Here is a 22,252-nt window from a genome sequence, read left to right as displayed (position 1 = left end):
CCCGGTGGCTCCGCCGGCCGACCGCCGGCTCGGCCTGCCCCAACCCCGGTGGACGACCGGCTCCGCCTGACCCGACGCCGATGGACCACCGGCACAGCGCTTGTCCAACGCCCGTGGACCGCTGCTTCGACGCAGAGCGACAGCCGGCCCAGCCCGGGCCTGACCCCGGCTCCCAGAAGGACCGGCCGGCCCAACCACCCGCTCCACCCCAGACGGACACCATCCCACCGCCGAGCAGTGGCGCGCCCCCTGGATCGGCACCGGGCACCGCCCGAGCCCCTCTCACCGTTGGGACGAGGCCCGGGGGACGAGGCGGGGGGCCGGGGCGGGGAGCGGCGGCGTTTCCGGGGGCTCGGCCGGGGGGCCGGACAGCCGGGTGAGCAGCAGTTCCACCGCGTCCGCGGCGGCCCGGTCCAGCCGCAGGTCGACCGCGGTGAGCGGCGGCTCGCAGGTCCGGGCGCGCAGCCCGTCGTAGCGGGTGACGACCATGACGTCCTCGGGGATGCGGCGGCCGGCCGCGCGCAGCGCCCGTACGGCCCCGACGGCGAAGGCGTCGACCAGGACGCACAGCGCGTCGATGCCGGGATGCTCGGCGAGCAGCGCGGCGCAGCGGTCGTACCCGGCCTGCTCGCCGCCGTCCTCCGGTGCCGTGGCGACGATCGGCGGCCAGCCGTGCGCGGCCGCCGCCCGTTCGAAGGCCGCGCGGGCGTCGACGGTGGAGTGCCGGGTGCTCGCGCCGACGATCAGCGCCGGGCGGCGGGCGCCCTGGGCGCGCAGGTGGTCGAGGAGCAGGTCGACCACGCGGCCGCCGTGCAGGTCGACGTGCGGGGCGTCGTCGTCGGGATCGGTGGGCCGGCCGAGGGTGACGTACGGCAGTCCGCGCTCGCGCAGCTGGGCCACGGCCGGGTCGTCCGCCTCGGGCTCGACGACGATCGCGCCGTCGATGTCCACGGTGTACAGCGCGGACTCGGACTGCACGGGCGGTATCAGCACCAGCGCGTACTCGTGCAGCAGGGCCCGCTCGGCCGCCGCGGCCGCCACCTCCATGTAGAAGCCGAGCCGGGAGGGTCCGCCGGCCACCGCGAACGGCATCGAGGAGGCCAGCGCGATCGCCCGGGCCTCGCCGCGGCGCAGCCGCTGTGCGCGGAGGTTGGGCCGGTAGCCCAGCTCGGCGGCGATCCGGCGGACCCGCTCGCGGGTGCGCGGATCGACCTTGCCGATGCCGTTCAGCGCGTGGGACACCGTGGTCCGGGACACCGCGGCCGCCGCTGCGACATCGGCGATGGTGGGCCGGCGGGCGCCGCGGGAGGTGGTCATGCGGCCATCTTGCCCCATACACCGATCAACGGTCCCCGGCGGCGAGGACATCCGCATGGTGCGCCTGCGGCGATGGTGCGACGCTGGGGACAGAGGTGCCCGACGAGGGAGATGCCTGGAGGGCCGATGGGACGTGACGTCCCGGCGCTCGTCTTCACCCGCGACGACCGCCGCCGGTACCGGATCAAGATGCAGGAGTGCCTCGAGGCGTTCGCGCAGATGCTGCGCGAGGCACGGTTCGAGGCGGAGCGTCCGCAGGTCGGGCTGGAGATCGAACTGAACCTGGTCGACGAGGCGGCGGAGCCGGCGATGCGCAACAGCGATGTGCTGGAGGCGATCTCCGACCCCGCCTGGTCCACCGAACTGGGCCGGTTCAACCTGGAGATCAATGTGCCGCCACGGCGGCTGACGGCGGGCGGTCCGGACGCCTGGGAGTCCGAGATCCGTGCCGCGCTAAACCACGCCGACCTGCGCGCCGGGTCGGCCGGTGCCCGGCTCATCATGATCGGGATCCTGCCCACGCTGCGCCAGCAGCACATCGGCGAGGAGACGCTGTCCGAGAACCCGCGCTACCGGCTCCTCAACGACCAGATCTTCGCGGCCCGGGGCGAGGATCTGCGCATCGAGGTGGACGGTGTGGACCGGCTGCGGACCTATGCGGACACCATCACCCCGGAGGCCGCGTGCACCAGCACCCAGTTCCATCTCCAGGTGTCCCCGGAGGAGTTCGCCGGATACTGGAACGCGGCGCAGGCCATCGCCGGGGTGCAGGTGGCGCTGGCGGCGAACGCGCCGTTCCTGTTCGGCAAGGAGCTGTGGCACGAGACCCGGATCCCGCTGTTCGAGCAGGCCACCGACACCCGCCCGGAGGAGATCAAGGTGCAGGGGGTACGGCCCCGGGTGTGGTTCGGGGAACGCTGGATCACCAGCGTCTTCGACCTGTTCGAGGAGAACCTGCGCTACTTCCCGGCCCTGCTGCCGCTGTGCGACGAGCAGGATCCGGTGGAGACGCTGGACGGGGGCGACACACCGGAGCTGAGCGAACTCACCCTGCACAACGGGACCATCTACCGCTGGAACCGGCCCGTCTACGCGGTCGCCGAGGGCCGCCCGCACATCCGGGTGGAGAACCGGGTGCTGCCCGCCGGACCGACGGTCGCCGACACGCTGGCCAACGGCGCGTTCTACTACGGGCTCACCCGGGCCCTGGTGGAGGAGGACCGGCCGGTGTGGTCGCGGATGTCCTTCGCGGCCGCCGAGGACAACCTGCACGCCGCAGCCCGGCACGGCATCGACGCGCTGCTGTACTGGCCGGGGACGGGCGAGGTGCCGGTGCCCGAACTGGTCCTGCGCCGGCTGCTGCCGCTCGCGCACCGCGGTCTCGAACACTCCGGCATGGACGCGGCGTGGCGTGAGCCGCTGCTGGGAATCATCGAGCAGCGCTGTGTGACGGCCCGCAACGGGTCCGTGTGGCAGAAGGAGATGCTGCACCGGATCGAGGACACGACCCACACCGGCCGCCATGAGGCGCTGCGGCGGATGACCCAGGTGTACATCGACTACATGCACCTCAACGCCCCGGTCCACACCTGGCCGGTGGACTGAGACGCCCTGATGCGCCGGCCGGCCGGGGTGCGGACGACGGTGCCCCTCGGAGCCGGTCGTCTACGCTGGCGCGGTGACTGATGAGCAGGAGCGGGTGCGGCCGTCGGGAGTGTGGGCCACGGCGGTGGGGGTGGCCCGGGTGCGGGCGCTGGAGACCGAGCGGGAGAACGCGCTGTTCCGCGACCCACTGGCACAGGCCTTCGCCACCGCCGGCGGCCTGTGGCCCTCCTCGCCGCCGCTGCCCGAGGACGAGGGCGCGCGACGCCGCCGGCTGGCCGTGTCGTTCTCCATCGTCATCAGGACGAAGTTCCTCGACGACCTGTTGCGGGAGGCCTGTGCGGCCGGGGTCCGGCAGGTCGTGCTGCTCGGTGCCGGCATGGACAGCCGGGCCTTCCGGATGGACTGGCCCGAGGGCACCCGGCTGTTCGAGGTCGACACCGCCGCGCCACTGGACTTCAAGGCCTCGGTGCTGCTCCAGGAGCGGGCCGTCGCGCGCTGCGAGCGGATCACCGTCCCGGTGGATCTGCGTGAGGACTGGCCCGGCGCGCTGGCCGCAGCAGGGCACGACCCGACGGTGCCGACCGTGTGGATCGCCGAAGGACTGCTGATCTATCTGCCCGAGGACGCGGTGGACCTGCTGCTGGCCCGGATCGGCGCGCAGTCGGCGGCGGGCAGCCGGATGGGGCTGACGTTGGGCTCGCGCGGCGTGATCGAGCGCTTCGGCGCGGACGCCGTGCCGGGATCGGCGGCGTCCCTGTGGGTCTCGGAGATGCCCGACGACCCGGTGGGCTGGCTGGCCGGCCACGGCTGGGAGGCCGACTGCCACACCCTGCGCGAGCGCGCTGCCGCCTATGGCCGCCCGGTCAGCACCCCGCCGCAGCGCGAGGAGGGGCCCGGCGGACTGATCTCGGCGGTCCGCCGCCAGAGCGCCTCCCGGCTTCCCTGAACGTCGTCCCGAGGCAGTTACGGCGTCGGTGCGGACGCGCAATCGTGGGCGGTCGACGTCAATCGCTGCGCCCCGCGTTCTCCTTCCACCTCCGCTGCCGCCGCTATCGGTGGAACGACATCTATCCGGGCCTCACACCGATCGACACCTGAAAACGTCCCGGGCGTCGGCCGCGTCGTACGCTGTCCGGGTGAGCCGATCCGGGACGACGGACAGGAGCAGCATGGCCGGTGCCGACGCTTCCGCCCCGGCGCGCACGGTGCGTGCGGCGTACGAGGCGCTCTCGGCGGTGGTCGCGGAGCTGGGTGACGAGGAGTCATGGCTGCCGACGGACTGCACGGGGTGGGCGGTCCGCGATCTCGTCTTCCACTGTCTGGGCGATGCCCAGCGCGCTCTGGTGGCCCTGCACACCCCGGCGTCCGGGCCGGCGGACCGGGACGCCGTCAGCTACTGGCAGGAGTGGCGGCCGGACGGCGTCGGTGCGGCGAACGGCCGGCGCTGGGCGCGGGTGAGCGCGAGCATGTTCCTGGACTGGGGCCAGTTGCGCGGGCTGTTCCTGGAGACGCTGGCGGCGGCCGCGGGGGCCGCGGACGGCGTCGGTCCCGGCCGGCATGTCGCCACCCAGGGGCATGTGCTGACGGCCGGCGATCTGCTGCTCACCCTCGCGGTGGAGGCGACCGTGCACCATCTCGACCTGACCGCCGCCCTGCCGCTCGCGCCGGGGCCCTCGCCCGAGGGGCTGGCCGCGGTGCGCGCCACCCTGGACGGGCTGCTGGGCCGGCCCGGGCTGCCGGAGTGGAGCGACCGGCACTATGCGCGGGTGGGCACCGGCCGGGCCGCGCTCACCGAGGCCGAACGCACCGCCCTCGGTGCGGCGGCGGACCGCTTTCCGCTGTTCGGCTGAGTCTTCCGGCGCCGGGTGCGCCCGGCGGCACGTCCGACCCGGGGACATGTGCGGGCGGCGTCTGCGCGGTGCGCTGCTTCCCGGCCGCCCGGATGGAAGCCTGCGCTCCATGAACAGCCCTCCGAGCATCAACTGTTACGTCGACCGGGTGACCGCGGGCCCGGGCGGCGCGCTGACCGAGGAGATCGGCATCGTCACCGGCGATCTGATGGTCGCGACCGTGCTGCGGGCCGACGGCCGCAGCGCGCGTGTGGCCGTGCAGCATTCCGGCAGCGACGTCTGGTACACCCTCAGCGGCAGCCCGGCCCCGGTGCCCGCCGGGCAGCTCGCGGCCTATCACCGCGATCTGCTGGGCCGTATCCGCCGCGGCGGCGGCACCCGGGCCAGCTGAACTCCGATTGGCCAACTCTCAAGACATCTCAGCCAGTTGACTCCCATGAACGGGCAAAAACGGGGGTCGCGCACCTTGACCAGGGTTTGGTCCAGACCAATCATGGCCTAGACCAATAGCCCCGGCCGGGCTCCGCACCGTGCGACACCCCCGCTCGACCGCCCTGTCGTCCGCTCTCCGGGAGTACCCGATGACACGTCCGAGATCCGTTCGCGCCCTGCTCACCGGCGTGGCCACCCTGGCCGCGTCCGCGGGGATCGCCCTGGGCATCGGGGGCACCGCGCACGCGGCGACCCCGCTGCCCGCGCATGTCTTCGCGCCCTACTTCGAGTCCTACAACGGCGACAGCCCCGCCGCGCTGGCCCAGTCCTCCGGGGCCAAGTACCTCACCATGGCCTTTCTCCAGGCCGACAAGAAGGGCTCGTGCACCCCGTACTGGAACGGCGACAGCGGCAAGCCCGTGGACCGCTCCGTCTTCGGCGCCGACGTCGACACCATCCGCTCGCGGGGCGGTGACATCATCCCCTCCCTCGGCGGATACGCCGCCGACAACGGGGGCACCGAGATAGCCGACAGCTGCACCAGCGTGGACTCCATCGCCGCCGCCTACGAGAAGATCATCACCACCTACGACGTCTCCCGGCTCGACATGGACGTCGAGGACAACTCGCTCACCAACACCGCCGGCGTCGACCGCCGCAACCAGGCCATCAAGAAGGTCCAGGACTGGGCCGCCGCCAACGGGCGCTCGGTGCAGTTCTCGTACACCCTGCCGACCACGACGACCGGCCTCGCCGACAGCGGGCTCGCCGTGCTGCGCAGCGCGAAGAACGCCGGCGCGAAGGTGGACGTCGTCAACATCATGACGTTCGACTACTACGACGGCGCCACCCACCACATGGCCACGGACACCCAGACGGCCGCGAGCGGGCTGCACGGCCAGCTCGCGTCGCTGTACCCGAACCTGAGCGACAGCCAGCTGTGGGGCATGATCGGGGTCACCGAGATGCCGGGCGTGGACGACTACGGTCCGGCGGAGACCTTCACCACGGCCGACGCGACGACCGTGTACGACTGGGCCGTCGCCCGGGGCATCAACACCCTGTCCTTCTGGGCGCTCCAGCGCGACAACGGCAGCTGTCCCGGCTCCCCCGCCTCCGACACCTGCTCCGGCATCGCCCAGGACACCTGGTACTTCACCCACACCTTCGCACCGTTCACGGGCGGTACGACGACCCCGCCGGCCAATGACTTCGCGGTCTCCCTCTCTCCCGCCGCCGCCTCCCTCGACCCGGGCGGCTCGGCGAAGGCGACCGTGCAGACCTCGGTGACCTCGGGCGGCGCACAGAGCGTCGACCTCGCGGTGAGCGGCGCGCCGAGCGGGGTGACCGCCTCGCTCAGCCCCTCCTCGGTCACCGCCGGCGGCACCTCGACCCTGACCGTGCAGGCGGGCACCTCGGCGGCACCGGGCACCTACACCCTGACGGTGACCGGCACGGCCGGCTCGACCCGGCACAGCGCCACCCTCTCCCTGACCGTGAACGGGTCCGGCGGCACGGCGGCCCTCGGCAACGGCGGCTTCGAGACGGGCTCGCTCGCCCCGTGGACCTGCGGGAGCGGAGCCACCGTGGTCTCCTCCCCGGTGCACGGCGGAAGCCACGCGCTGAAGACCACGCCCTCCGACAGCACGACCGGCCAGTGCGCCCAGACCCTCACCCTGAAGCCGAACACCTCCTACACGCTCAGCGGCTGGGTGCAGGGTCCGTACGCCTATCTCGGGGTCAGCGGCGGCGCGACGGCCAGCACCTGGGCGTCGTCCTCCGCCTGGACGAAGCTGACGGTGCCCTTCACGACGGGCTCCTCCGGCACGGTCACCGTGTACGTCCACGGCTGGTACGGCCAGGGCGCGGTCTACGCGGACGACCTCGCCCTGTCCTGACCGGCAGCCAGGCGGCCCCGGCGGCCCGGTCGCGCGCCACACCGGAGTCAATCCCCCGCATTCATGCGCTTATCCCATCTAATGGGGGCGATGAGTGGAATCAGCCGCCGGGGCCTGGCGCGTCTCGGCCTCGGAGCCGGTCTCGGTGTGGCCACCGCCCCGCTCGCCGGCTGCGGCGGGCGGGAGGGCGGCGAACCCGGCGCGCCGGGGCAGGGGGCGCCCCGGCTGATCGGGGACGGCTCCACGTCGTACACCGGAGGCCAGCCCCGCCAGCCGGACACGCCCACGCCGCTCGAACCGGGCGAGACCCCGCCCCAGTTCGTGGTGTTCTCCTGGGACGGCGCCGGCGAGCTGGGCACCGGCCTGTTCCCGCGCTTCCTGGAGCTGGCCCGCACCCACGGCGCGCACATGACGTTCTTCCTGTCCGCTCTCTATCTGCTGCCGGAGGAACACCGGCACAGGTACCGTCCGCCGAACAACCCGGCCGGCGCCTCCGACATCGGCTACCTCAGCCACGCCCACATCAAGGAGACGCTGCGGTACGTCCGCCAGGCCTGGCTCGACGGCCATGAGATCGGCACCCACTTCAACGGGCACTTCTGCGCCGGCCCGGGGTCGGTGGCCCACTGGACGCCGGCGGAGTGGCGCTCGGAGATCGAGCAGGCCCGGACCTTCGTCACCGCCTGGCGCACCCACACCGGCTGGCACTCCGAGCCGCCGCTCCCCTTCGACTACGACCGGGAGCTGGTGGGCGGCCGTACCCCGTGTCTGCTCGGGCAGGAGAACCTGCTGCCGACCGTCCGCGCGCTGGGCTGGCGGTACGACGCCTCGTCACCGGGCGGGCTGCAACGCTGGCCGCGCAAGCGGCAGGGCGTCTGGGACCTGCCGTTGCAGAGCATCCCGTTCCCCGGGCACACCTTCGAGGTGCTGTCCATGGACTACAACATGCTGGCGAACCAGTCGGGGAACTCGACCCGGGCACCGTCGTACCACTACCCGTACTGGCGGGCCCAGGCGGCGCAGTCGTATCTGGCCGGGTTCGACCGGGCCTACGAGACGAACCGGGCGCCGCTGTTCATCGGCAACCACTTCGAGCAGTGGAACGGCGGTATCTACATGGACGCGGCCGAGGAGGCGCTCCGGCAGATCGCCGGCCGTGCGGACGTCCGCCTGGTCTCCTTCCGGCAGTTCGTCGACTGGCTGGACGTCCAGGACCCGCGGATCCTCGCCCGGCTGCGCACGCTCCAGGTGGGCGAGCGGCCGGACGGCGGCTGGGGCGCGTTCCTGCGCCCGGCGCGGCGCGCCCGTGGCTCCGCCGGTCCCGCCGCCGCCCGGCGGAGCTGAACCGGTCACCGCCCGGGGCGGCGGGCGTACACCTCTATCTCGATCTTCATGCGCGGGTCGGCGAGTCCGCACACCATCATGGTCGCGGCCGGGCGTACCTCGCCGAAGCAGCGGCGCAGCACCGGCCAGCAGGGCTCGAAGTCCGCGCGGTCGGGCAGCAGATAGCGCACCCGGACCACATCGGCGAAGGTGCACCCCGCCTCGGTGAGCGCCGCCCCGATGTTGGCCAGGCACTGCTCGGCCTGCTCGACCACGTCGTCCGAGATGGACATGGTGGTGTAGTCGAAGCCGGTGGTGCCGGACACATGCACCCAGTCGCCGTCGACCACGGCCCGGGCGTAGCCGATCTGCTCCTCGAAGACCGAACCACTCAGGATCGCGCGTCGCTCTGTCATGCGCGGAACGCTAGGTGACCGGCCGCGATACGTCTAACTTGGGGTTCTGCGCGGCTCCATCACACTGGCTCGTGCGGCTCCTCGCGGAGGCCGTGAGCGGCGCGCCGGAGGTAGGGCACCGACACGAACTCCGCCAGTCCCAGCGCGACGCCCTCGACCTGCCCGTCCAGATGCCGGGCGAACTCGGCGACCTCGGCGGGGTTCTGGCCCACCAGCCAGGTCAGCAGCAGGGTGAACACATCGCCCAGGAACCGCATGTGCTCCGGGGCGCCTTCGCGGCCGCCGGCGGTGAGGACCGCCGACAGTTCGCCCATCCGCCGTTCGGTCAGCGCGAAGGGGCCCAGCTCCAGGGCCCTGGTGACCGCGTCGATCACCAGCGGCAGCACCGAGGACCACTGCTGGGGGTCCGCGGCGGAGCACAGGATCGCGCCCCACACCGCCGCCGACCACAGGGCGTCCGCGTCCTGCTGCTGCTCGGCGAGCGCGGCGAGACCGGCGAGGATGGGTGCGGCCAGTTCCCAGGCGCCGATCCGGACGAGTCCGTCCACCGCGGCCCGGTAGTGGACCAGCGCCTCGGCGGGCCTGCCGCGCAGCCGCAGCACCTCGGCGACATCCCAGTGGAAGCTCGCCGCCTCCCTCGGCACACCGAGCCGCTCCGCCTGCGCCAGTCCCACGGTGGCGTACTCCTCGGCGGTGGCCAGGTCGCCCTTCTCCCGGTGGCAGACGCACAGCCTGCCCACGGCGGCCAGTTCGGCCTGGTCGTGATGGATGATGCGGGCCAGTTCCAGGGCGGTGGTGGCGGCGGCGATCGCGGCGTCGTGATCGCCGGCCACCTGGTGCAGCGTCGCCTCGTCCAGCTTGAAGGCGCCCTGCTGCTCCCGGTCCGCCAGCTCCACCGCGCGGGCATAGCCCTCGCGGGCGTGGCGCATCGCCTCGTCGTAGCGGCGCAGCCGCTTGCTCAACTGGCCGAGGAGACCCGAGACCTGGAGCAGTCCGGTCTGGTCGTCCTCGCGCTGGAAGAGGTCGTACGCCTCCTGCGCCAGCCCGCGCGCCTCCTCCCAGTGGCCGCGCCGCATCTGGAGCTGCGCCATCCGCAGCAGCAGGCGCGAGCGGCTCGGGCAGGCCTCGCCGTAGTCCACGCTGCGCCGCAAGGCGGCCAGCGCGTCGGCGAGCTCGTCGCGCCGCTCGTGCCGCAGGCCGGTCAGCGTGAACCGGACGGCCCACCGCCGGTCCGCCTCCGCTGCCGGCAGGTCCAGCCGGGGCAGCAGCGCGTCGACGGACGCGAGGAGCCGCTGTACGGCGTCCTCGGTGGCGCTGTCGTCGCCGACGGTCAGCGCGAGGTCGTCCAGCAGCACGTCCAGGTAGGCCGGTGTGCGGCCGTGCGGAGTGTGCTCCACGGTGCGGCGCAGAGCGGTCATCTCGCGGTGCAGCAGCGGGGTCAGCGAGCCACGGCGGCCGAGCGCGGCGCGCGCCAGGATCGCGCACTCGGCGAGCGCCGCTTCGCCCGCGGTGGCGGTACGGTCCCGCCACTGGTCCAGCCGGCCGCTCGCGGTGCCCACGTAGAGGTAGGACCGTTCGATTCCGGCGGGCAGCCCGGTGTTCACGATGGCCTCGCTCACCGGGCGCTCCTCGGCGGTGATGCGGTGCACGACCGTACGCCCGAAGTCCGCCGCCTGCCGGGAGGGGATGCTCCACAGCGAGCCGATGTAGCCGCGGGCGCCGACGCGGACGAACTCCCGGCCGACGCCCGTCCAGGACTGACAGGAGTTGTTGAACACCAGGGGCCGGTGCTCCAGCGTCAGCCACTGCGGGATGCGCCAGTTCTCCAGGGCGAGCGCCTCGCCGAGCACGATCCCGTCGTCCAGGCCGTGCGTGTTGAAGAAGAGCAGCTCCACCGGCAGATCCCGGGGCAGGGTGGTCAGGGCGTCCAGCATCAGCTCGTCGGGGCCGGGCAGCAGGATGGGATGGGTGAAGTGGCCGCCCATCGAGCCCATCACGTCCTCGGTCTCCGAGGCCTGGAAGAACCCGGGGTCGAAGACGAGGCTGAAGGTGCCGGCCGAGCGTGCGATGCCCGCGCTGTAGATCTCGTTGAGGATAATCAGCGCCGGGTCGGCGGCGACGTGCCCGATGGGCTTGCGCGACCAGTCGGCCTCCTGGGTGCGGACGAACGAGTACGGCATTCCGGTGGTGAACGCGGTGAGCCGGCGGTCGCCCACGGCGCTGATCACGCTGGGGGCCACCTGGGCGGTCACCGCCGCCTCCAGGGCCCGGTACGGGTTGCGCAGCCCGGTGGACAGCCACCGCCGCAGCTTCCCGCCCCGGTCGGCCTCGTCCGTCCCCGCGTCGAGGGCCCGCGGGGACGACCCGGTGATCCGGCGCTGCTGTGCGTCGACGGCCGCGCGCACCGGCGCCAGGTCCGGCGGCGGCGTGACCACCAGGCGGGCGCCGCGGTGATGGGCGTACACGGCGCCGAGCAGCGCGTTCACGTCCGCGGTGTTCTCGACGAGCGTCGCCTCGTCGGCGTCGTCCGGTACGGCCGCGGCGAACAGCGGGTCGAGCGGCGTGCCCGGCGCCGCGACCGGCCGCAGCGCGGCGCCCGTGCGCAGGGCGGTGTACAGCGCGGCGACATAGCTCGCGGGGTCGTCCTCGGGCACCTCCAGCACCTGCTCGGGCTCGCCGCCGGGTGCGCGCAGCCGCTGCCAGGCGACGGTGGTGAGGTCGGTCGGTCCGTCCCAGTGCAGGCGTACGTGCTCGGGCAGTCCGGCGAACATCCGGCCGGACGGGTCGTCGCGGTCCTTCGCGTCCTTCCCGGTGTGCGCGCTCCACACCCGGTCGGCCTCCTCCCGCAGCGCGGGATCGAGGGTGTTGAGTTCCCCGGGGGCGAAGTCGGCCAGGAACACGGCCCGTCGGACGCGCATCTCGGTCACCAGCCGGGACGCCATCTCGTTGTGCTTGAGCCAGGACCGGTACCCGCTCAGGGCCTGGGCGAGCTGCTGGTGCTCGGCGATCTCGAGGAGTGTCCGCCGCTGGAGCTCCGGGCCGCCGGACAGCACCTCGGCCATGCCGAGCTTGCCGCCGATGCGCTGCATCGAGACGTTCTGGCTGTGCTCGAACCGCTCGTAGAGGGCGATGTAGTCGGCCTCGGACAGGGGCGGCGGCTCGACGGCGACGATGGGGGTCAGCCGGTCCCCGGGGAGGCAGGACACGACGACGGCCGCCTCCCGGATCTGGTCGGGGCGGCACACCACGACGGTGTCGCCGACGTCGAACACCGGCAGGCTGGTCAGCGTCAGCACGAGCCGGGAGCCGCCCGCCGGCAACGCCACCCGCACCTCGCCGCCGTCGACCGTGCAGGCGGCCGTGGTCTCCACGGTCAGGGTGACCCGGCCGGGCAGGTCGCAGCGCGCGCCCTGCGCGGTCGGCTCCGCGGTGGCGTCCGTCGTCAGACGCCACTCCAGGGGCGCGCTCAGCTGGAACCGCAGTTCCAGGGCGACGGCCGGGTCCGGGCCCGCCGGCTCGGTCAGTTCCAGGTGTCGGGTGCCGATACCGAGCCGCTGTTCCCTGCGGGTGGCCGGCACCTCGGGCGCGGGCAGCGGCTCCGGCCGGACGCCCGTACCGAGCAGGCTTTCGCGCAGCGGGAGCGCGGGCTTGCGGTGCATGTCGAGCAGGGCGGCGCCGAGCAGACCGTCGTCGAAGCGGAACCTGATGCCGTGGGAGGGGCCGAGTTCCATGGTCTACAGCCCGTACACGTAGGAGTCGAGGAGCGAGTAGCGCTCGGGGGTGCGCGGCCAGGACCGCAGCTGTGCCCGGGCGCGGTCCCGGCCCTTGCGCACCATGGAGTTCACCAGCACCGGCGTCGACACCCCCACGTACAGGGCGCCCCAGTAGGTGGTCGCGGGGAGCACCAGCGCGAGCACTCCGCCGAGCCCCGCGAAGGCGAGCGACACGACCAGGTAGAACCATGACCACTGGAAGCGCGCCGGATCATTGCGGATCTCGTAGAGGCGGACGATCTCAGGCGCCAACGCGCCCACCATACCCAGCAGGAAGACGGCCACAGGACTCATCCTGCTCACCGTACCCGACGGTGACCGGCGGCACCGGCGAGCACAAGTAAGCGTACTTTCCTGTGACTTGGCGGCCGGTCCAGCGGGTTCGGGGACCCGCTGTCGTGCGATCCCCCATGATGAGCGGCATGAACGAGCCCATGCCCTCCCCGCTCGCGTCCCATGTGGCGTCCTGGCACCCCGGGCCGGTCCGCGACGAGGACGTCCTGCCGCCCGGACCGGCGGCGGCCCTGTCGGCGCTGCTCGACCTGCCCGACCGCGTGGCCGGGGCCGGTGACCCGCTGCCGCCGCTGTGGCAGTGGCTGTACTTCCTGCACTGGGTGCCGCAGCACGCCCTCGGCCCCGACGGCCATCCGCGCGAGGCCCGTTTCCTGCCGCCCCTGCCGGACCGGCGCCGCATGTTCGCCGGGGGACGCTGCGAGATCCGCGAGCCGCTGCTGCTCGGTGAGCCCGCCGAGCGGATCAGCAGCCTGGCCGCGGTCACCCCCAAGCAGGGCCGCAGCGGTGAACTGCTGTTCGTCACCGAACGCCAGGAGTTCCGCCAGGGCGGGCGGGTCCGTCTGGTGGAGGAGCAGGACATCGTCTACCGGTCGGGGGCGGGTGCCGCGCCGCCCGGCTCTCCGGCCGCGCTCGACGATACGGCCGTACCGGAGGCGGAGGGGCCGTGGCGGCTGCGGCTGCGGCCGGACGAGACGCTGCTGTTCCGGTTCAGCGCGCTCACCGCCAACGCCCACCGCATCCACTACGACACGCCCTACTGCCGGGCGGTGGAGGGCTATCCCGGGCTGGTCGTGCACGGGCCGCTGCTGGCCCTGCTCATGCTGGAGCTGGTGCGCAGGCACGCGCCGGAAGCCCGGGTGCGGTCGCTGTCCTACCGGCTGCACCGGCCGGCCTTCGCCGGCGAGCATCTCCTCGCCGACGGCGGCCCCTTCGAGGGGGGCGCGCGTCTGCGGGTCGCCGGCGGCCGAGAGTCCCGGCACGCCTCCGCGGAGGTGGTCTTCGCCTGAGCCCCGGGCCGCCGGACCCCTTGCCCCGCGCGCCAACGGGTGGCAAGATCACCGGTGTTCGACTTTTTCGGAAACTCTTCTCTCGAAGGACTGAAGTCCATGGTTCCGGCGTCCCGCAGCGGCCGCCGTCAGCACTGAGGCTCCTGCTCTCCGGCAGCGTTCCTCCGTGCTCGTCACGCCCTCTCACGGCGGCCCGACGATGCGGTGCCCCTCCCGGCACCGTCCACCTCGTCGTCATCTCGTCACGCATTGCGTGGGACGAGGTCGATCCATGTATCTCTCACCGTGAGGTTCTCAGCGTGCGCACCGATGTGCAGAGCTTTTCCGTCGCCCACCTTCTGCGCCGCCCGGCGGCCTGTGAAGTCGGCGGCTTCGTCGTGGGGTTCGACCCCTCGACGTCCAGTCAGTACGTCAACTACGCCTCCCCGCTGCCCGGCGCCGAGCCGTCCGAGCGGGACGTCGCCGACCTGATCGCCGCGTTCCGGGCGCGCGGGCTCATGCCCCGGCTGGAGTTCGCCCCGGACGCCGCCCCCGCGGTGGCGCCCGCGCTCAGCCGGGCCGGTTTCGGCACGGAGGCCGTCCACGAGTACCTGGTGTGTACGCCGGAGACGCTCGTCGCGCCGGAGTCCGGCCCGGAGCCGGCGCCGCCGGTCCGCGTGGTGGCTCCGGCCACGGACGCGGACTACGCCGCGCTCGACGCGGCCCTGGCCGAGGCGTTCGGCGGCGAGTGGGCGCCCTCCCCCGAGGGCGCGGCCCGGCTGCGGCGCACCGCGGAGGGCGGCGGGGCCGTCCGGTTCGTGCGGGCTGCGGGCGGCGGCTGCGCGGGCGGTGCCCTGTGCTCGGCCATCGCCGAGGGCACCGCCGAACTCGCGGGCGTGGGCACCCTGCCCGCGTACCGGGGGCGGGGCATCGCGGGCGCGGTCACCGCGACGCTGGCCGCGACCCAGTTCTCCCGTGGCGCCCGGTCGGTGTGGCTGGAGTACTCGGGCGAGGGCTCCCGGCGGGTGTACGAGCGCGTGGGCTTCCGGCCCGGCGGGACGCGCCTGTACATGTCGCTCCCCGGGTGACGGCGAGAGCGGCGGCTCAGGCGGGGTGACTCGCCCGGTAGAGGTCGCGCAGCAGCGCGATCTCGGCTCCGTGGTGGAGCAGTTCCTGGTTGACCCACCACACGATGTCCAGGAACGGCTCCTCCGGGTCGCTGCCGTAGGGGTACGCGCAGTAGCCGACCGTGTCCAGCGCGGTGTCGTCGGCGCCCAGCAGTGCCCGGCGCCAGGCCGCGGCACCGGCCCGGAGGGCGGCGACGGCGTCCGCGGCGGACCCGCTGACCGGCAGGGTCTCCCGGGTCGCCGAGCGGCTGCCGGCGGTGTGGTCCGCGCGCAGGGTGAGCATCTCGGTGAGGTGGCTCAGCCGCCAGGCGATGGTGGTGACCGGCGGCGGCCAGGGGTGCGGGTAGGCGGCGGCGTCCCGGCCCCAGGCACCGGCGCCGGCCAGCAGGGTCGCGCGGGGCCCGGGGCCGTCCGCGCGCCGTCTGACCGACCAGCACCCGGGCACCGGCTCCCAGAAGTACTCGTCGTCGGTCATCGGCCCGACCTCGGTCTCGGTCCCGTCGCCGCTGTCCGAGACGGGCCCGGCCAGCCGGCTCACCAGCCGGTCGTGCGCGAAGTCGAACTGGTCCAGCAGCGGGCCGAGGCGGGGCGGTGGCGTCATGTGACCTTCTTCCGCGTGGAGGGCCGTACGGATTCCGGGTGGACGAGCGGCGCCGGCCGGCCGCGGGCCGCGTACCGGTCGGTGGCCGCCACCCGGGCGTCCGCCATGCCGGGGGCGGCCGCATTGTGGCCGGTGCGGTCGACCGGCACCGGCTCGCTGTCCGGCCAGGCGTGGTGCAGCCGCCAGACGATGCCGAGGACGTTGCCGAAGTCGAGGCTGCTCTGGACCAGGGGCACGGTAGCGGCTGCGTACAGGGGATGGCAGCCCGTTTTTCCCGCGCTCGGGTCACAGCTGCCGTCGGACGCCGGCCTCCCGCTCGGTGCGCTCCAGCTGGTGGCCGAGGTCGCCCTGGAGGGAGGTCCGCGCCCGGCCCCGGCGGCCCAGGGGCAGGACCGTGCGCTGCGCGGAGTCCTCCAGGAGCAGGGCGAAGCCGCCGTACAGGGCGAACGCGGCCAGGACGGTGCCGATCCAGCCGGCGGCGGACCGCAGCACTTCCGGGCCGCCGGCCTGGTACGCGCCGGTCAGGACGAAGCGGCAGGCCCCGGTCAGCAGCAGGAGACCGAACAGGGGTTTGCCGGGGAGCGACGCGGCGCACAGGAGCAGCATCAGCGGGGCCACGGTGAGCAGGAACACCGCCATGGCGGGGCTGCGCTGTCCGGCCGGTCCGGAGAGGCTGACCAGCGCGCTGCCCGCCCAGGCGCAGGCCAGCACGGACAGCCCGCAGGCCGCGCCGCCGTCGCGGGCCAGGAACGCGAAGATCCCGGCGAGCAGTTCCAGGGGCACCACGAAGGCCAGCACCAGCAGCATCAGCGGTCTGGTCTGGTCCTGGGGCACCCACTGCAACTGGGCCGCACTCAGCAGCACACTGCCGGTGCCGAAGGCGAAGAAGCCCAGGGGGAGGCTGCTGGCGAGCGGTCTGAGCATGATCCTCGTCAGGGCCTCGGGCCGCGGCGGCCCCGGGGTCGCGTCGTATGTGCCCGCCGGTGCCGGCGCCATCAGGATCACCTCGTGCTCATGTCCGGGCCGTCGTTACCCCTGACGGGGTACCCCGTCGGCGGCGCTGTCCCGGAACCGCCGCGATATTGTCCGCGATCGGTAACAGAGTGAGCCGGCGCCGGACGCCGCTCGTCCTGCCAGACGGACCAGGACTCATCGACACAGGGGGCGGAGCGGACATGGCGCGACACGGCGGGCGGGGATGGTACGGCCGGATGGTCGCGGCGGCGATCGGAGTCACGGCGGTGGCGGCCGCGACCTCGGTGTGGACCGCGCAGGCGGGGCAGCCGGGCGGTTCCGCCGTTCCCGGGCGTGCGGCCGCCGCGCCCGACGCGTCGGCCCGGCAGAGCGCGCCGAGGCAGGCGGCCGTGTCCGAGACGATCGTGCACGCCTCCGACGGGGGCGCGCACGCGGTCAACATCACCATCGACGACGGCCCGGACCCGCTCTGGACGCCGCAGGTGCTGCGGGTGCTGCGGGACAACGGGGTGAAGGCGACGTTCTGCATGGTCGGCACCCAGGCGCAGGCCCACCCGGACCTGGTCAAGCAGGTGGTGGCGGCCGGGCACCGGCTGTGCGACCACACGGTGTCGCACGACGTGACGATGGACAAGAAGTCCGAGGCCTACCAGTCGCAGCAGATCCTGGACGCCGAGCGGCAGATCACCACGGCGTCCGGTGGCGTGGCGCCGATGTACTACCGGGCCCCGGGCGGCGCCTTCACCCCGTACAGCCGGCACCTCGCGGCCTCGCACGGGATGCGTCCGCTGGGCTGGAACGTCGACTCCAAGGACTTCGAGCGACCGGGCACGGCCGCGATCATCAACACCGTCAAGAGCGAGCTGGCCAACGGGCCGACGCTGCTCTTCCACGACGCGGGCGGCGACCGCTCCCAGACCGTCGCGGCGCTGCGCACCCTGCTGCCCTGGCTGAAGCAGCAGGGGTACGCGTTCGGTTACCCGGTGCGCTGAGCGAGGGCCGCGGCCACGGGCCGGTGAACCCCGGGGAAATTCTCGGCCACCCGAGCCCCCGGACGGCTGTTCGGTACCGTGCGGGCGCCTACGATGAGGCCGCTGCGTACGTCGTCCGGAAAGGCTCGCCATGCCGTCGCCCCGCCTCGGCACGCGGTGGGCCCGTCTCCGGACGGCCCCCGCCGTGTTCGTCGCCCTCGCCGTGGTGCTCGCGGTCGTGTCGCCGGCCCTCTCGCCCGGCGGGCCGCGGCACGGCCGGGCCGTCACCGGTCCGTCGGGGCACATCGTGGTGGAGGTGTCGCCGAGCCACTGCGGCCGCGGCTGGACCCGGCCCGAGTCGGGGGTGCGGACCTTCGATCTGCACAACACCTCCGACGGCGCCGCCGAGGTGTACCTGGAGAACCCGGCCGACCACACGGTGTACGGCGAGGTGGAGGGCATCGGCCCGGGTACCACCCGGCAGTTGACCGTCCGGCTCGGCAAGGGCGCGTACGCCTTCGAGTGCGTGCCGGACGACGCCGACGCCGTCACGGGCCCCACCGTGCGCATCAGCGCGGGACGGCCCGGCCCGGGCGCGGCCCCGGTCAGCCAGCACGATCTGATCCCGCCGGCGCTCGCCTACCAGAAGTGGGTCGGCGGCGGGCTCACCGAGGTGGTGCGGCTGACGACGAAGCTCCGGCAGGCCGTCGACCGGGGCGACCTCGCGGCGGCGCGGTCGGCGTGGCTGCCGGCGCATCTGGAGTACGAGCAACTGGGAGCGGCGTACGACGCCTTCGGCGACGCGGACGGGCGGATCAACGGCACCGACGCGGGCCTGCCCGGCGGTGTGCGCGACAAGGACTTCACCGGCTTCCACCGCGTCGAGTACGGGCTGTGGCACGGCGCGTCGGCCGCGAGCCTGCGTGGCCCTGCGGCGGCGCTGGTGCAGGCGGTGACCGCACTGCGCGACAGCTGGGCGCAGACCCGTATGGACCCGGCCCAACTGGGGCTGCGCGCACACGAGATCCTGGAGAACACCGTGCAGTTCGAGCTGACCGGCCGCACCGACTACGGCAGCGGCAGCAATCTGGCCACCGCCCGGGCCAATCTCGACGGCACCCGTGAGGTGCTGTCCCGGCTGGAGCCGGTCCTGGCCACCCGGTACGCCGGCCTGCCCGCGCTCCACAAGGAACTGGACCGGGCCAGGCACACCCTCGACGGGTTCCACGGCCCGGCGGGGTGGACCCCGCTGGACCGGCTCGACCGCGCCCGCCGGGAGGACGTGAACGCGGTCCTCGGCGGCCTGGTGGAGCAACTGGCGTCGGTGGCGACCCTGTGCGACCCGCGGAGGACCGTGTGAACCGCGTACCCGGTGGCGCCCCCGCCGACGGCCTGGGCAGGCGCCGCTTCCTGCGCGGTGCCGCCCTCGCCGGCGCCGGGCTCGCGACCGGTGCCGCCGCCCCCGCCGCGCCGGCGGCCGCCGCGCCGGCCGCCGCCCTGGCCCCCTTCCACGGCCCGCACCAGGCCTCCGCCATCGCCGCCCCGCGCCGCACCTGTGTGTTCGCCGCCCTGGACGTGACCGCCGAGAGCCGCGCGGACCTCGCCGAGCTGCTGCGCACCCTCACCGAGCGGGCCCGCTTCCTGACCTCGGGCGGCACGCCGTCCCCGGTCGGCATCACCGGCCCGCCCGCCGACTCGGGCGTCCTCGGCGCACAGGTGCCCGGCGGCCGGCTGGCCGTGACCGTGGGGGCGGGCGCCTCGCTCTTCGACGACCGGTTCGGACTCGCGGCCCGCAGACCCCGGCGGCTGACCGCCATGCCCGCCTTCCCCGACGACGATCTGAAGGCCGAGTGGTGCCACGGCGACCTCAGCCTCCAGCTGCACGCCGACGACCCGGACACCACCCTGCACGCGCTGCGCGACATCGCCCGGCACACCCGCGGCGGCCTCCAGGTCCGCTGGCGGCTGGACGGCTTCAGCAGCCCGCCCCGGCCCTCGGGCACCCCGCGCAATCTGCTCGGGTTCAAGGACGGCACCGCCAACCCGGACCCGACCAGCGCCCGGGAGATGGACCGGCTGGTGTGGGTGGGCCGGGGCATGGGCGAGCCGGAGTGGGCGGTCGGCGGCAGCTACCAGGTGGTCCGGCTGATCCGGATGCTGGTGGAGTTCTGGGACCGGGTCTCGCTCAGTGAGCAGGAGCGCATGTTCGGCCGGGCGAAGGAGTCGGGCGCGCCGCTGGACGGCGACCACGAGCACGACACACCGAAGTACGCCGACGACCCCAAGGGTGACGTCATCCCGCTGGACGCCCATATGCGGCTGGCCAACCCGCGCACCCCGGCCACCGCGGACCAGCGGCTGCTGCGCCGCGCCTACAACTACGACCGGGGCATGGACGCCAACGGCAACCTGGACATGGGCCTGCTGTTCCTCTGTTACCAGCAGGACCTGGCCCGGCAGTTCGAGACCGTGCAGCACCGGCTGGCCGGTGAGCCGCTGACGGACTACATCTCCCCGTTCGGCGGCGGCTACTTCTTCGCGCTGCCCGGTGTGCGGGACGCCTCGGACTGGTACGGGCGCGCGCTGCTCGCCTGAACCTGTCCGGACAACTCCACGGCCGAACGGGTCAACACAGAGTCAAGTTTTGCCCCAGGATCCCTGACTCGGTGTTCACCCACGGGCCATCATGGCTCCGCCGGCGCGTCCTGCGGCGGGCGCAGCATCCCTGCTCGTACGACGCACAGACGTTCTGTCCGAAGGGGTAGACCACCATGGCCAGCAGAGGAAGACGAGCCGCGCTGCGGACTCTCGGCGCGCTCGCGGGAGCCGCCGCGCTCACCGCGCTCGGCGGCAACGCGCCCGGCTGGGCGGCGGTGCCCGCCGGCACGCCGGGCGGACACTCCTCGACCGCCACTCCCATCAAGCACGTGGTCGTGCTGTACGACGAGAACGTCTCCTTCGACCACTACTTCGCCACCTACCCGAAGGCCGCCAACACCGACGGCACGACGTTCAAGGCGGCGAAGAACACCCCGAAGAACATCGACACCCTCGCGCACGCGGGGCTGCTGACGAAGAACCCGAACCAGTACACGCCGAAGCGGCTGTCCCCGGCCCAGGCGATGACCTGCGACCAGAACCACTCCTACGGTCCGGAGCAGTACGCCTACAACGGCGGCAAGGCCGACCAGTTCGTGCAGAACACCGAGGTCGACAAGTGCAGCGGCGGCCTGTTCGGCGAGCCCGGCCTGGTCATGGACTACTACGACGGCAACACCGTCACCGGTCTGTGGAACTACGCCCAGCACTACGCGATGAGCGACCGCTCCTACAGCTCGGTGTACGGCCCGTCCACGCCCGGCGCGCTGAACCTGATCTCCGGTCAGACGCACGGTGTCGTCTCCATGGACCCGAAGACGGGCACCGAGAACCCGAAGCAGACCCCGACCCCGGACCCGTACACGGTCCTGTCCCCGGACGCCCACGGCGTGGGCACGCTCGTCAACGACCCCGACCCGGCCTACGACGACTGCTCCGGCAAGGACCACACCAGCAGCAACGCGCTCGCGTCCTTGCAGGGCAGGAACATCGGTGACCTGCTCAACGCCAGGAAGGTGAGCTGGGGCTGGTTCCAGGGCGGCTTCCGCCCGACCACCGCGTGGGACGGCAAGCAGGGCGACTACGCCAAGTGCGACGCCACGCACACCAATCTGGGCGGCGCGTCCGTCACGGACTACAGCCCGCACCACAACCCGTTCGCGTACTACAAGTCGACGGCCAACCCGCACCACCTGCCGCCGAAGAGCGTCTCGGAGATCGGCCACAGCGGCCAGGCCAACCACAACTACGACCTGACGGACTTCTCCGCCGTCCTGAAGGCGGGCAAGCTCCCGGCGGTCAGCTTCGTCAAGGCCGGCGCCTACCAGGACGGCCACGCGGCCTACTCCGACCCGACCGACGAGCAGCACTTCCTGATCGCGCAGATCAACGCGATCCAGAGCTCGCCGCAGTGGAAGTCGACGGCGATCGTGATCGCGTACGACGACTCCGACGGCTGGTACGACCACGCCTACGTCGCCCCGCGCAACGGTTCCACGGACACCTCGACCGGCTCCAACGGCAAGGCCATCGACAGCCCGGCCTGCCAGCACGGCCCGAAGGCGGCCGGCGGCTACGCCGACCGCTGCGGCCCCGGCACCCGGCAGCCGCTGCTGGTCGTCTCGCCGTACAGCAAGGTCAACAAGGTCGACCACACCCTGACGAACCAGGCGTCCATCACCCGGTTCATCGAGGACAACTGGCGCACCGGCCGGATCGGCGACCACTCCTTCGACGCGACCGCCGGCTCCCTGGCGGGCCTGTTCGACTTCCGGCACCCGAACAACAAGCAGGTGCTGCTGAAGGCGGACGGCTCGGTGCGCTCCGTCGGCCCGATCCACCACATCGCCCCGGTCGCCACCGACATCACTCCCGGCCCGGCGATGCAGAACACGGCCGACGCGACCGACTCCTCCGGCTTCCCGGTGCTGCCGGTGGGCCTCGGTGCGGGCGCCCTGCTGGCCGCGGGCGCGACGGGTACGTACCTGACGCTGCGCCGCAGGCAGCAGGCCTGACCGGCTGAACCGCGCGTGCGCCCCCGGAGCCTCTCCGGGGGCGCACGTGTGTGCGGGGTCCGGCGCTGAAA

The 22,252-nt window shown here is 73.3% G+C and carries 18 protein-coding genes and 1 pseudogene; 12 read left to right on the top strand and 7 right to left on the bottom strand.

The genetic code is table 11. From position 1 onward, the window contains the following. Positions 1 to 282: 282 nt before the first annotated feature. The gene (locus ACZ5CZ_RS10465; protein WP_468941194.1) at positions 283 to 1,317 is read right to left on the bottom strand and encodes a substrate-binding domain-containing protein; all 1,035 of its coding nucleotides are present in this window, start codon (positions 1,315 to 1,317) and stop codon (positions 283 to 285) included. A 126-nt stretch (positions 1,318 to 1,443) separates the two neighbouring features. On the opposite strand from ACZ5CZ_RS10465, the gene ACZ5CZ_RS10460 reads away from it, so the two are divergent. From ACZ5CZ_RS10460 to ACZ5CZ_RS10435, 6 genes are all read left to right on the top strand, one after another. After that, positions 1,444 to 2,922: a glutamate-cysteine ligase family protein gene (locus tag ACZ5CZ_RS10460; RefSeq protein WP_385842657.1), complete on the top strand. Its 1,479-nt coding sequence runs from the start codon at positions 1,444 to 1,446 to the stop codon at positions 2,920 to 2,922. Between the two features lie 109 nt (positions 2,923 to 3,031). Continuing rightward, positions 3,032 to 3,868 (top strand): class I SAM-dependent methyltransferase, encoded by an 837-nt coding sequence (locus ACZ5CZ_RS10455; RefSeq protein WP_468941430.1) that lies wholly within the window; start codon positions 3,032 to 3,034, stop codon positions 3,866 to 3,868. 223 nt (positions 3,869 to 4,091) lie between these two features. Further along, positions 4,092 to 4,772 (top strand): maleylpyruvate isomerase N-terminal domain-containing protein, encoded by a 681-nt coding sequence (locus tag ACZ5CZ_RS10450; RefSeq protein ID WP_385842655.1) that lies wholly within the window; start codon positions 4,092 to 4,094, stop codon positions 4,770 to 4,772. Positions 4,773 to 4,881: 109 nt separating this feature from the next. Further along, on the top strand, positions 4,882 to 5,163 hold the full coding sequence (locus ACZ5CZ_RS10445) for a hypothetical protein (RefSeq protein WP_385842654.1): 282 nt from the start codon (positions 4,882 to 4,884) through the stop codon (positions 5,161 to 5,163). Between the two features lie 190 nt (positions 5,164 to 5,353). Next, positions 5,354 to 7,102 (top strand): carbohydrate binding domain-containing protein, encoded by a 1,749-nt coding sequence (locus tag ACZ5CZ_RS10440; RefSeq protein WP_468941189.1) that lies wholly within the window; start codon positions 5,354 to 5,356, stop codon positions 7,100 to 7,102. Positions 7,103 to 7,192: 90 nt separating this feature from the next. Continuing rightward, positions 7,193 to 8,446, top strand: coding sequence for a polysaccharide deacetylase family protein (locus tag ACZ5CZ_RS10435; protein ID WP_468941187.1), 1,254 nt, complete (start codon positions 7,193 to 7,195; stop codon positions 8,444 to 8,446). A gap of 5 nt (positions 8,447 to 8,451) precedes the next feature. Here the strand turns inward: ACZ5CZ_RS10435 and ACZ5CZ_RS10430 are convergent, their stop codons facing one another. From ACZ5CZ_RS10430 to ACZ5CZ_RS10420, 3 genes are read right to left on the bottom strand one after another with little or no spacing between them, the layout of a single operon-like run. Continuing rightward, entirely contained in the window at positions 8,452 to 8,841 is a 390-nt protein-coding gene (locus tag ACZ5CZ_RS10430) for a RidA family protein (RefSeq protein ID WP_385842650.1), read from the bottom strand. A gap of 59 nt (positions 8,842 to 8,900) precedes the next feature. Next, entirely contained in the window at positions 8,901 to 12,572 is a 3,672-nt protein-coding gene (locus tag ACZ5CZ_RS10425; protein ID WP_468941183.1) for a tetratricopeptide repeat protein, read from the bottom strand. A 3-nt stretch (positions 12,573 to 12,575) separates the two neighbouring features. Continuing rightward, entirely contained in the window at positions 12,576 to 12,908 is a 333-nt protein-coding gene (locus ACZ5CZ_RS10420; RefSeq protein WP_385842648.1) for a hypothetical protein, read from the bottom strand. 128 nt (positions 12,909 to 13,036) lie between these two features. On the opposite strand from ACZ5CZ_RS10420, the gene ACZ5CZ_RS10415 reads away from it, so the two are divergent. Both ACZ5CZ_RS10415 and ACZ5CZ_RS10410 read left to right on the top strand, forming a co-directional pair. Further along, entirely contained in the window at positions 13,037 to 13,915 is an 879-nt protein-coding gene (locus ACZ5CZ_RS10415; RefSeq protein WP_468941180.1) for an HTD2 family dehydratase, read from the top strand. 299 nt (positions 13,916 to 14,214) lie between these two features. Beyond that, the gene (locus ACZ5CZ_RS10410) at positions 14,215 to 14,982 is read left to right on the top strand and encodes a GNAT family N-acetyltransferase (RefSeq protein ID WP_468941177.1); all 768 of its coding nucleotides are present in this window, start codon (positions 14,215 to 14,217) and stop codon (positions 14,980 to 14,982) included. A 16-nt stretch (positions 14,983 to 14,998) separates the two neighbouring features. Here the strand turns inward: ACZ5CZ_RS10410 and ACZ5CZ_RS10405 are convergent, their stop codons facing one another. From ACZ5CZ_RS10405 to ACZ5CZ_RS10395, 3 genes and pseudogenes are all read right to left on the bottom strand, one after another. Further along, a complete protein-coding gene (locus ACZ5CZ_RS10405; protein WP_468941175.1) occupies positions 14,999 to 15,622 on the bottom strand; it encodes a DinB family protein in 624 nt (207 codons plus the stop codon). Beyond that, positions 15,619 to 15,852 (bottom strand): annotated as a pseudogene (locus ACZ5CZ_RS10400) (prolyl aminopeptidase); the annotation flags it as partial. The pseudogene ACZ5CZ_RS10400 and the gene ACZ5CZ_RS10405, both read right to left, overlap by 4 nt. A gap of 55 nt (positions 15,853 to 15,907) precedes the next feature. Then, the gene (locus ACZ5CZ_RS10395; RefSeq protein WP_468941172.1) at positions 15,908 to 16,618 is read right to left on the bottom strand and encodes a GPR1/FUN34/YaaH family transporter; all 711 of its coding nucleotides are present in this window, start codon (positions 16,616 to 16,618) and stop codon (positions 15,908 to 15,910) included. Between the two features lie 179 nt (positions 16,619 to 16,797). Between ACZ5CZ_RS10395 and ACZ5CZ_RS10390 the strand changes: the two genes are divergently transcribed. The 4 genes from ACZ5CZ_RS10390 (at position 16,798) to ACZ5CZ_RS10375 (ending at position 22,181) form a co-directional block, all read left to right on the top strand. Further along, a complete protein-coding gene (locus ACZ5CZ_RS10390; RefSeq protein ID WP_385842641.1) occupies positions 16,798 to 17,589 on the top strand; it encodes a polysaccharide deacetylase family protein in 792 nt (263 codons plus the stop codon). Positions 17,590 to 17,719: 130 nt separating this feature from the next. Next, on the top strand, positions 17,720 to 18,928 hold the full coding sequence (locus tag ACZ5CZ_RS10385; RefSeq protein ID WP_468941168.1) for an EfeM/EfeO family lipoprotein: 1,209 nt from the start codon (positions 17,720 to 17,722) through the stop codon (positions 18,926 to 18,928). Beyond that, on the top strand, positions 18,925 to 20,163 hold the full coding sequence (efeB, locus tag ACZ5CZ_RS10380) for an iron uptake transporter deferrochelatase/peroxidase subunit (protein WP_468941165.1): 1,239 nt from the start codon (positions 18,925 to 18,927) through the stop codon (positions 20,161 to 20,163). Before ACZ5CZ_RS10385 ends, efeB begins: the two co-directional genes overlap by 4 nt. Before the next feature lie 176 nt (positions 20,164 to 20,339). Then, on the top strand, positions 20,340 to 22,181 hold the full coding sequence (locus ACZ5CZ_RS10375; protein ID WP_468941163.1) for a phospholipase C: 1,842 nt from the start codon (positions 20,340 to 20,342) through the stop codon (positions 22,179 to 22,181). Positions 22,182 to 22,252 lie beyond the last annotated feature (71 nt).

It is taken from the genome of Streptomyces sp. NPDC031418, assembly GCF_055581605.1.
The sequence above is the reverse complement of the archived record's forward strand: the minus strand, read 5'-3'. Positions and strand labels throughout refer to the sequence as shown.

Bases quoted from the DNA above. Each gene is read 5' to 3' on its own strand.
- ACZ5CZ_RS10465 (WP_468941194.1), bottom strand. From the start codon at position 1,317: ATGACCACCTCCCGCGGCGCCCGCCGGCCCACCATCGCCGATGTCGCA.
- ACZ5CZ_RS10460 (WP_385842657.1), top strand. From the start codon at position 1,444: ATGGGACGTGACGTCCCGGCGCTCGTCTTCACCCGCGACGACCGCCGC.
- ACZ5CZ_RS10450 (WP_385842655.1), top strand. From the start codon at position 4,092: ATGGCCGGTGCCGACGCTTCCGCCCCGGCGCGCACGGTGCGTGCGGCG.
- ACZ5CZ_RS10445 (WP_385842654.1), top strand. From the start codon at position 4,882: ATGAACAGCCCTCCGAGCATCAACTGTTACGTCGACCGGGTGACCGCG.
- ACZ5CZ_RS10440 (WP_468941189.1), top strand. From the start codon at position 5,354: ATGACACGTCCGAGATCCGTTCGCGCCCTGCTCACCGGCGTGGCCACC.
- ACZ5CZ_RS10435 (WP_468941187.1), top strand. From the start codon at position 7,193: ATGAGTGGAATCAGCCGCCGGGGCCTGGCGCGTCTCGGCCTCGGAGCC.
- ACZ5CZ_RS10430 (WP_385842650.1), bottom strand. From the start codon at position 8,841: ATGACAGAGCGACGCGCGATCCTGAGTGGTTCGGTCTTCGAGGAGCAG.
- ACZ5CZ_RS10425 (WP_468941183.1), bottom strand. From the start codon at position 12,572: ATGGAACTCGGCCCCTCCCACGGCATCAGGTTCCGCTTCGACGACGGT.
- ACZ5CZ_RS10420 (WP_385842648.1), bottom strand. From the start codon at position 12,908: ATGAGTCCTGTGGCCGTCTTCCTGCTGGGTATGGTGGGCGCGTTGGCG.
- ACZ5CZ_RS10415 (WP_468941180.1), top strand. From the start codon at position 13,037: ATGAACGAGCCCATGCCCTCCCCGCTCGCGTCCCATGTGGCGTCCTGG.
- ACZ5CZ_RS10405 (WP_468941175.1), bottom strand. From the start codon at position 15,622: ATGACGCCACCGCCCCGCCTCGGCCCGCTGCTGGACCAGTTCGACTTC.
- ACZ5CZ_RS10395 (WP_468941172.1), bottom strand. From the start codon at position 16,618: ATGGCGCCGGCACCGGCGGGCACATACGACGCGACCCCGGGGCCGCCG.
- ACZ5CZ_RS10390 (WP_385842641.1), top strand. From the start codon at position 16,798: ATGGCGCGACACGGCGGGCGGGGATGGTACGGCCGGATGGTCGCGGCG.
- ACZ5CZ_RS10385 (WP_468941168.1), top strand. From the start codon at position 17,720: ATGCCGTCGCCCCGCCTCGGCACGCGGTGGGCCCGTCTCCGGACGGCC.
- ACZ5CZ_RS10375 (WP_468941163.1), top strand. From the start codon at position 20,340: ATGGCCAGCAGAGGAAGACGAGCCGCGCTGCGGACTCTCGGCGCGCTC.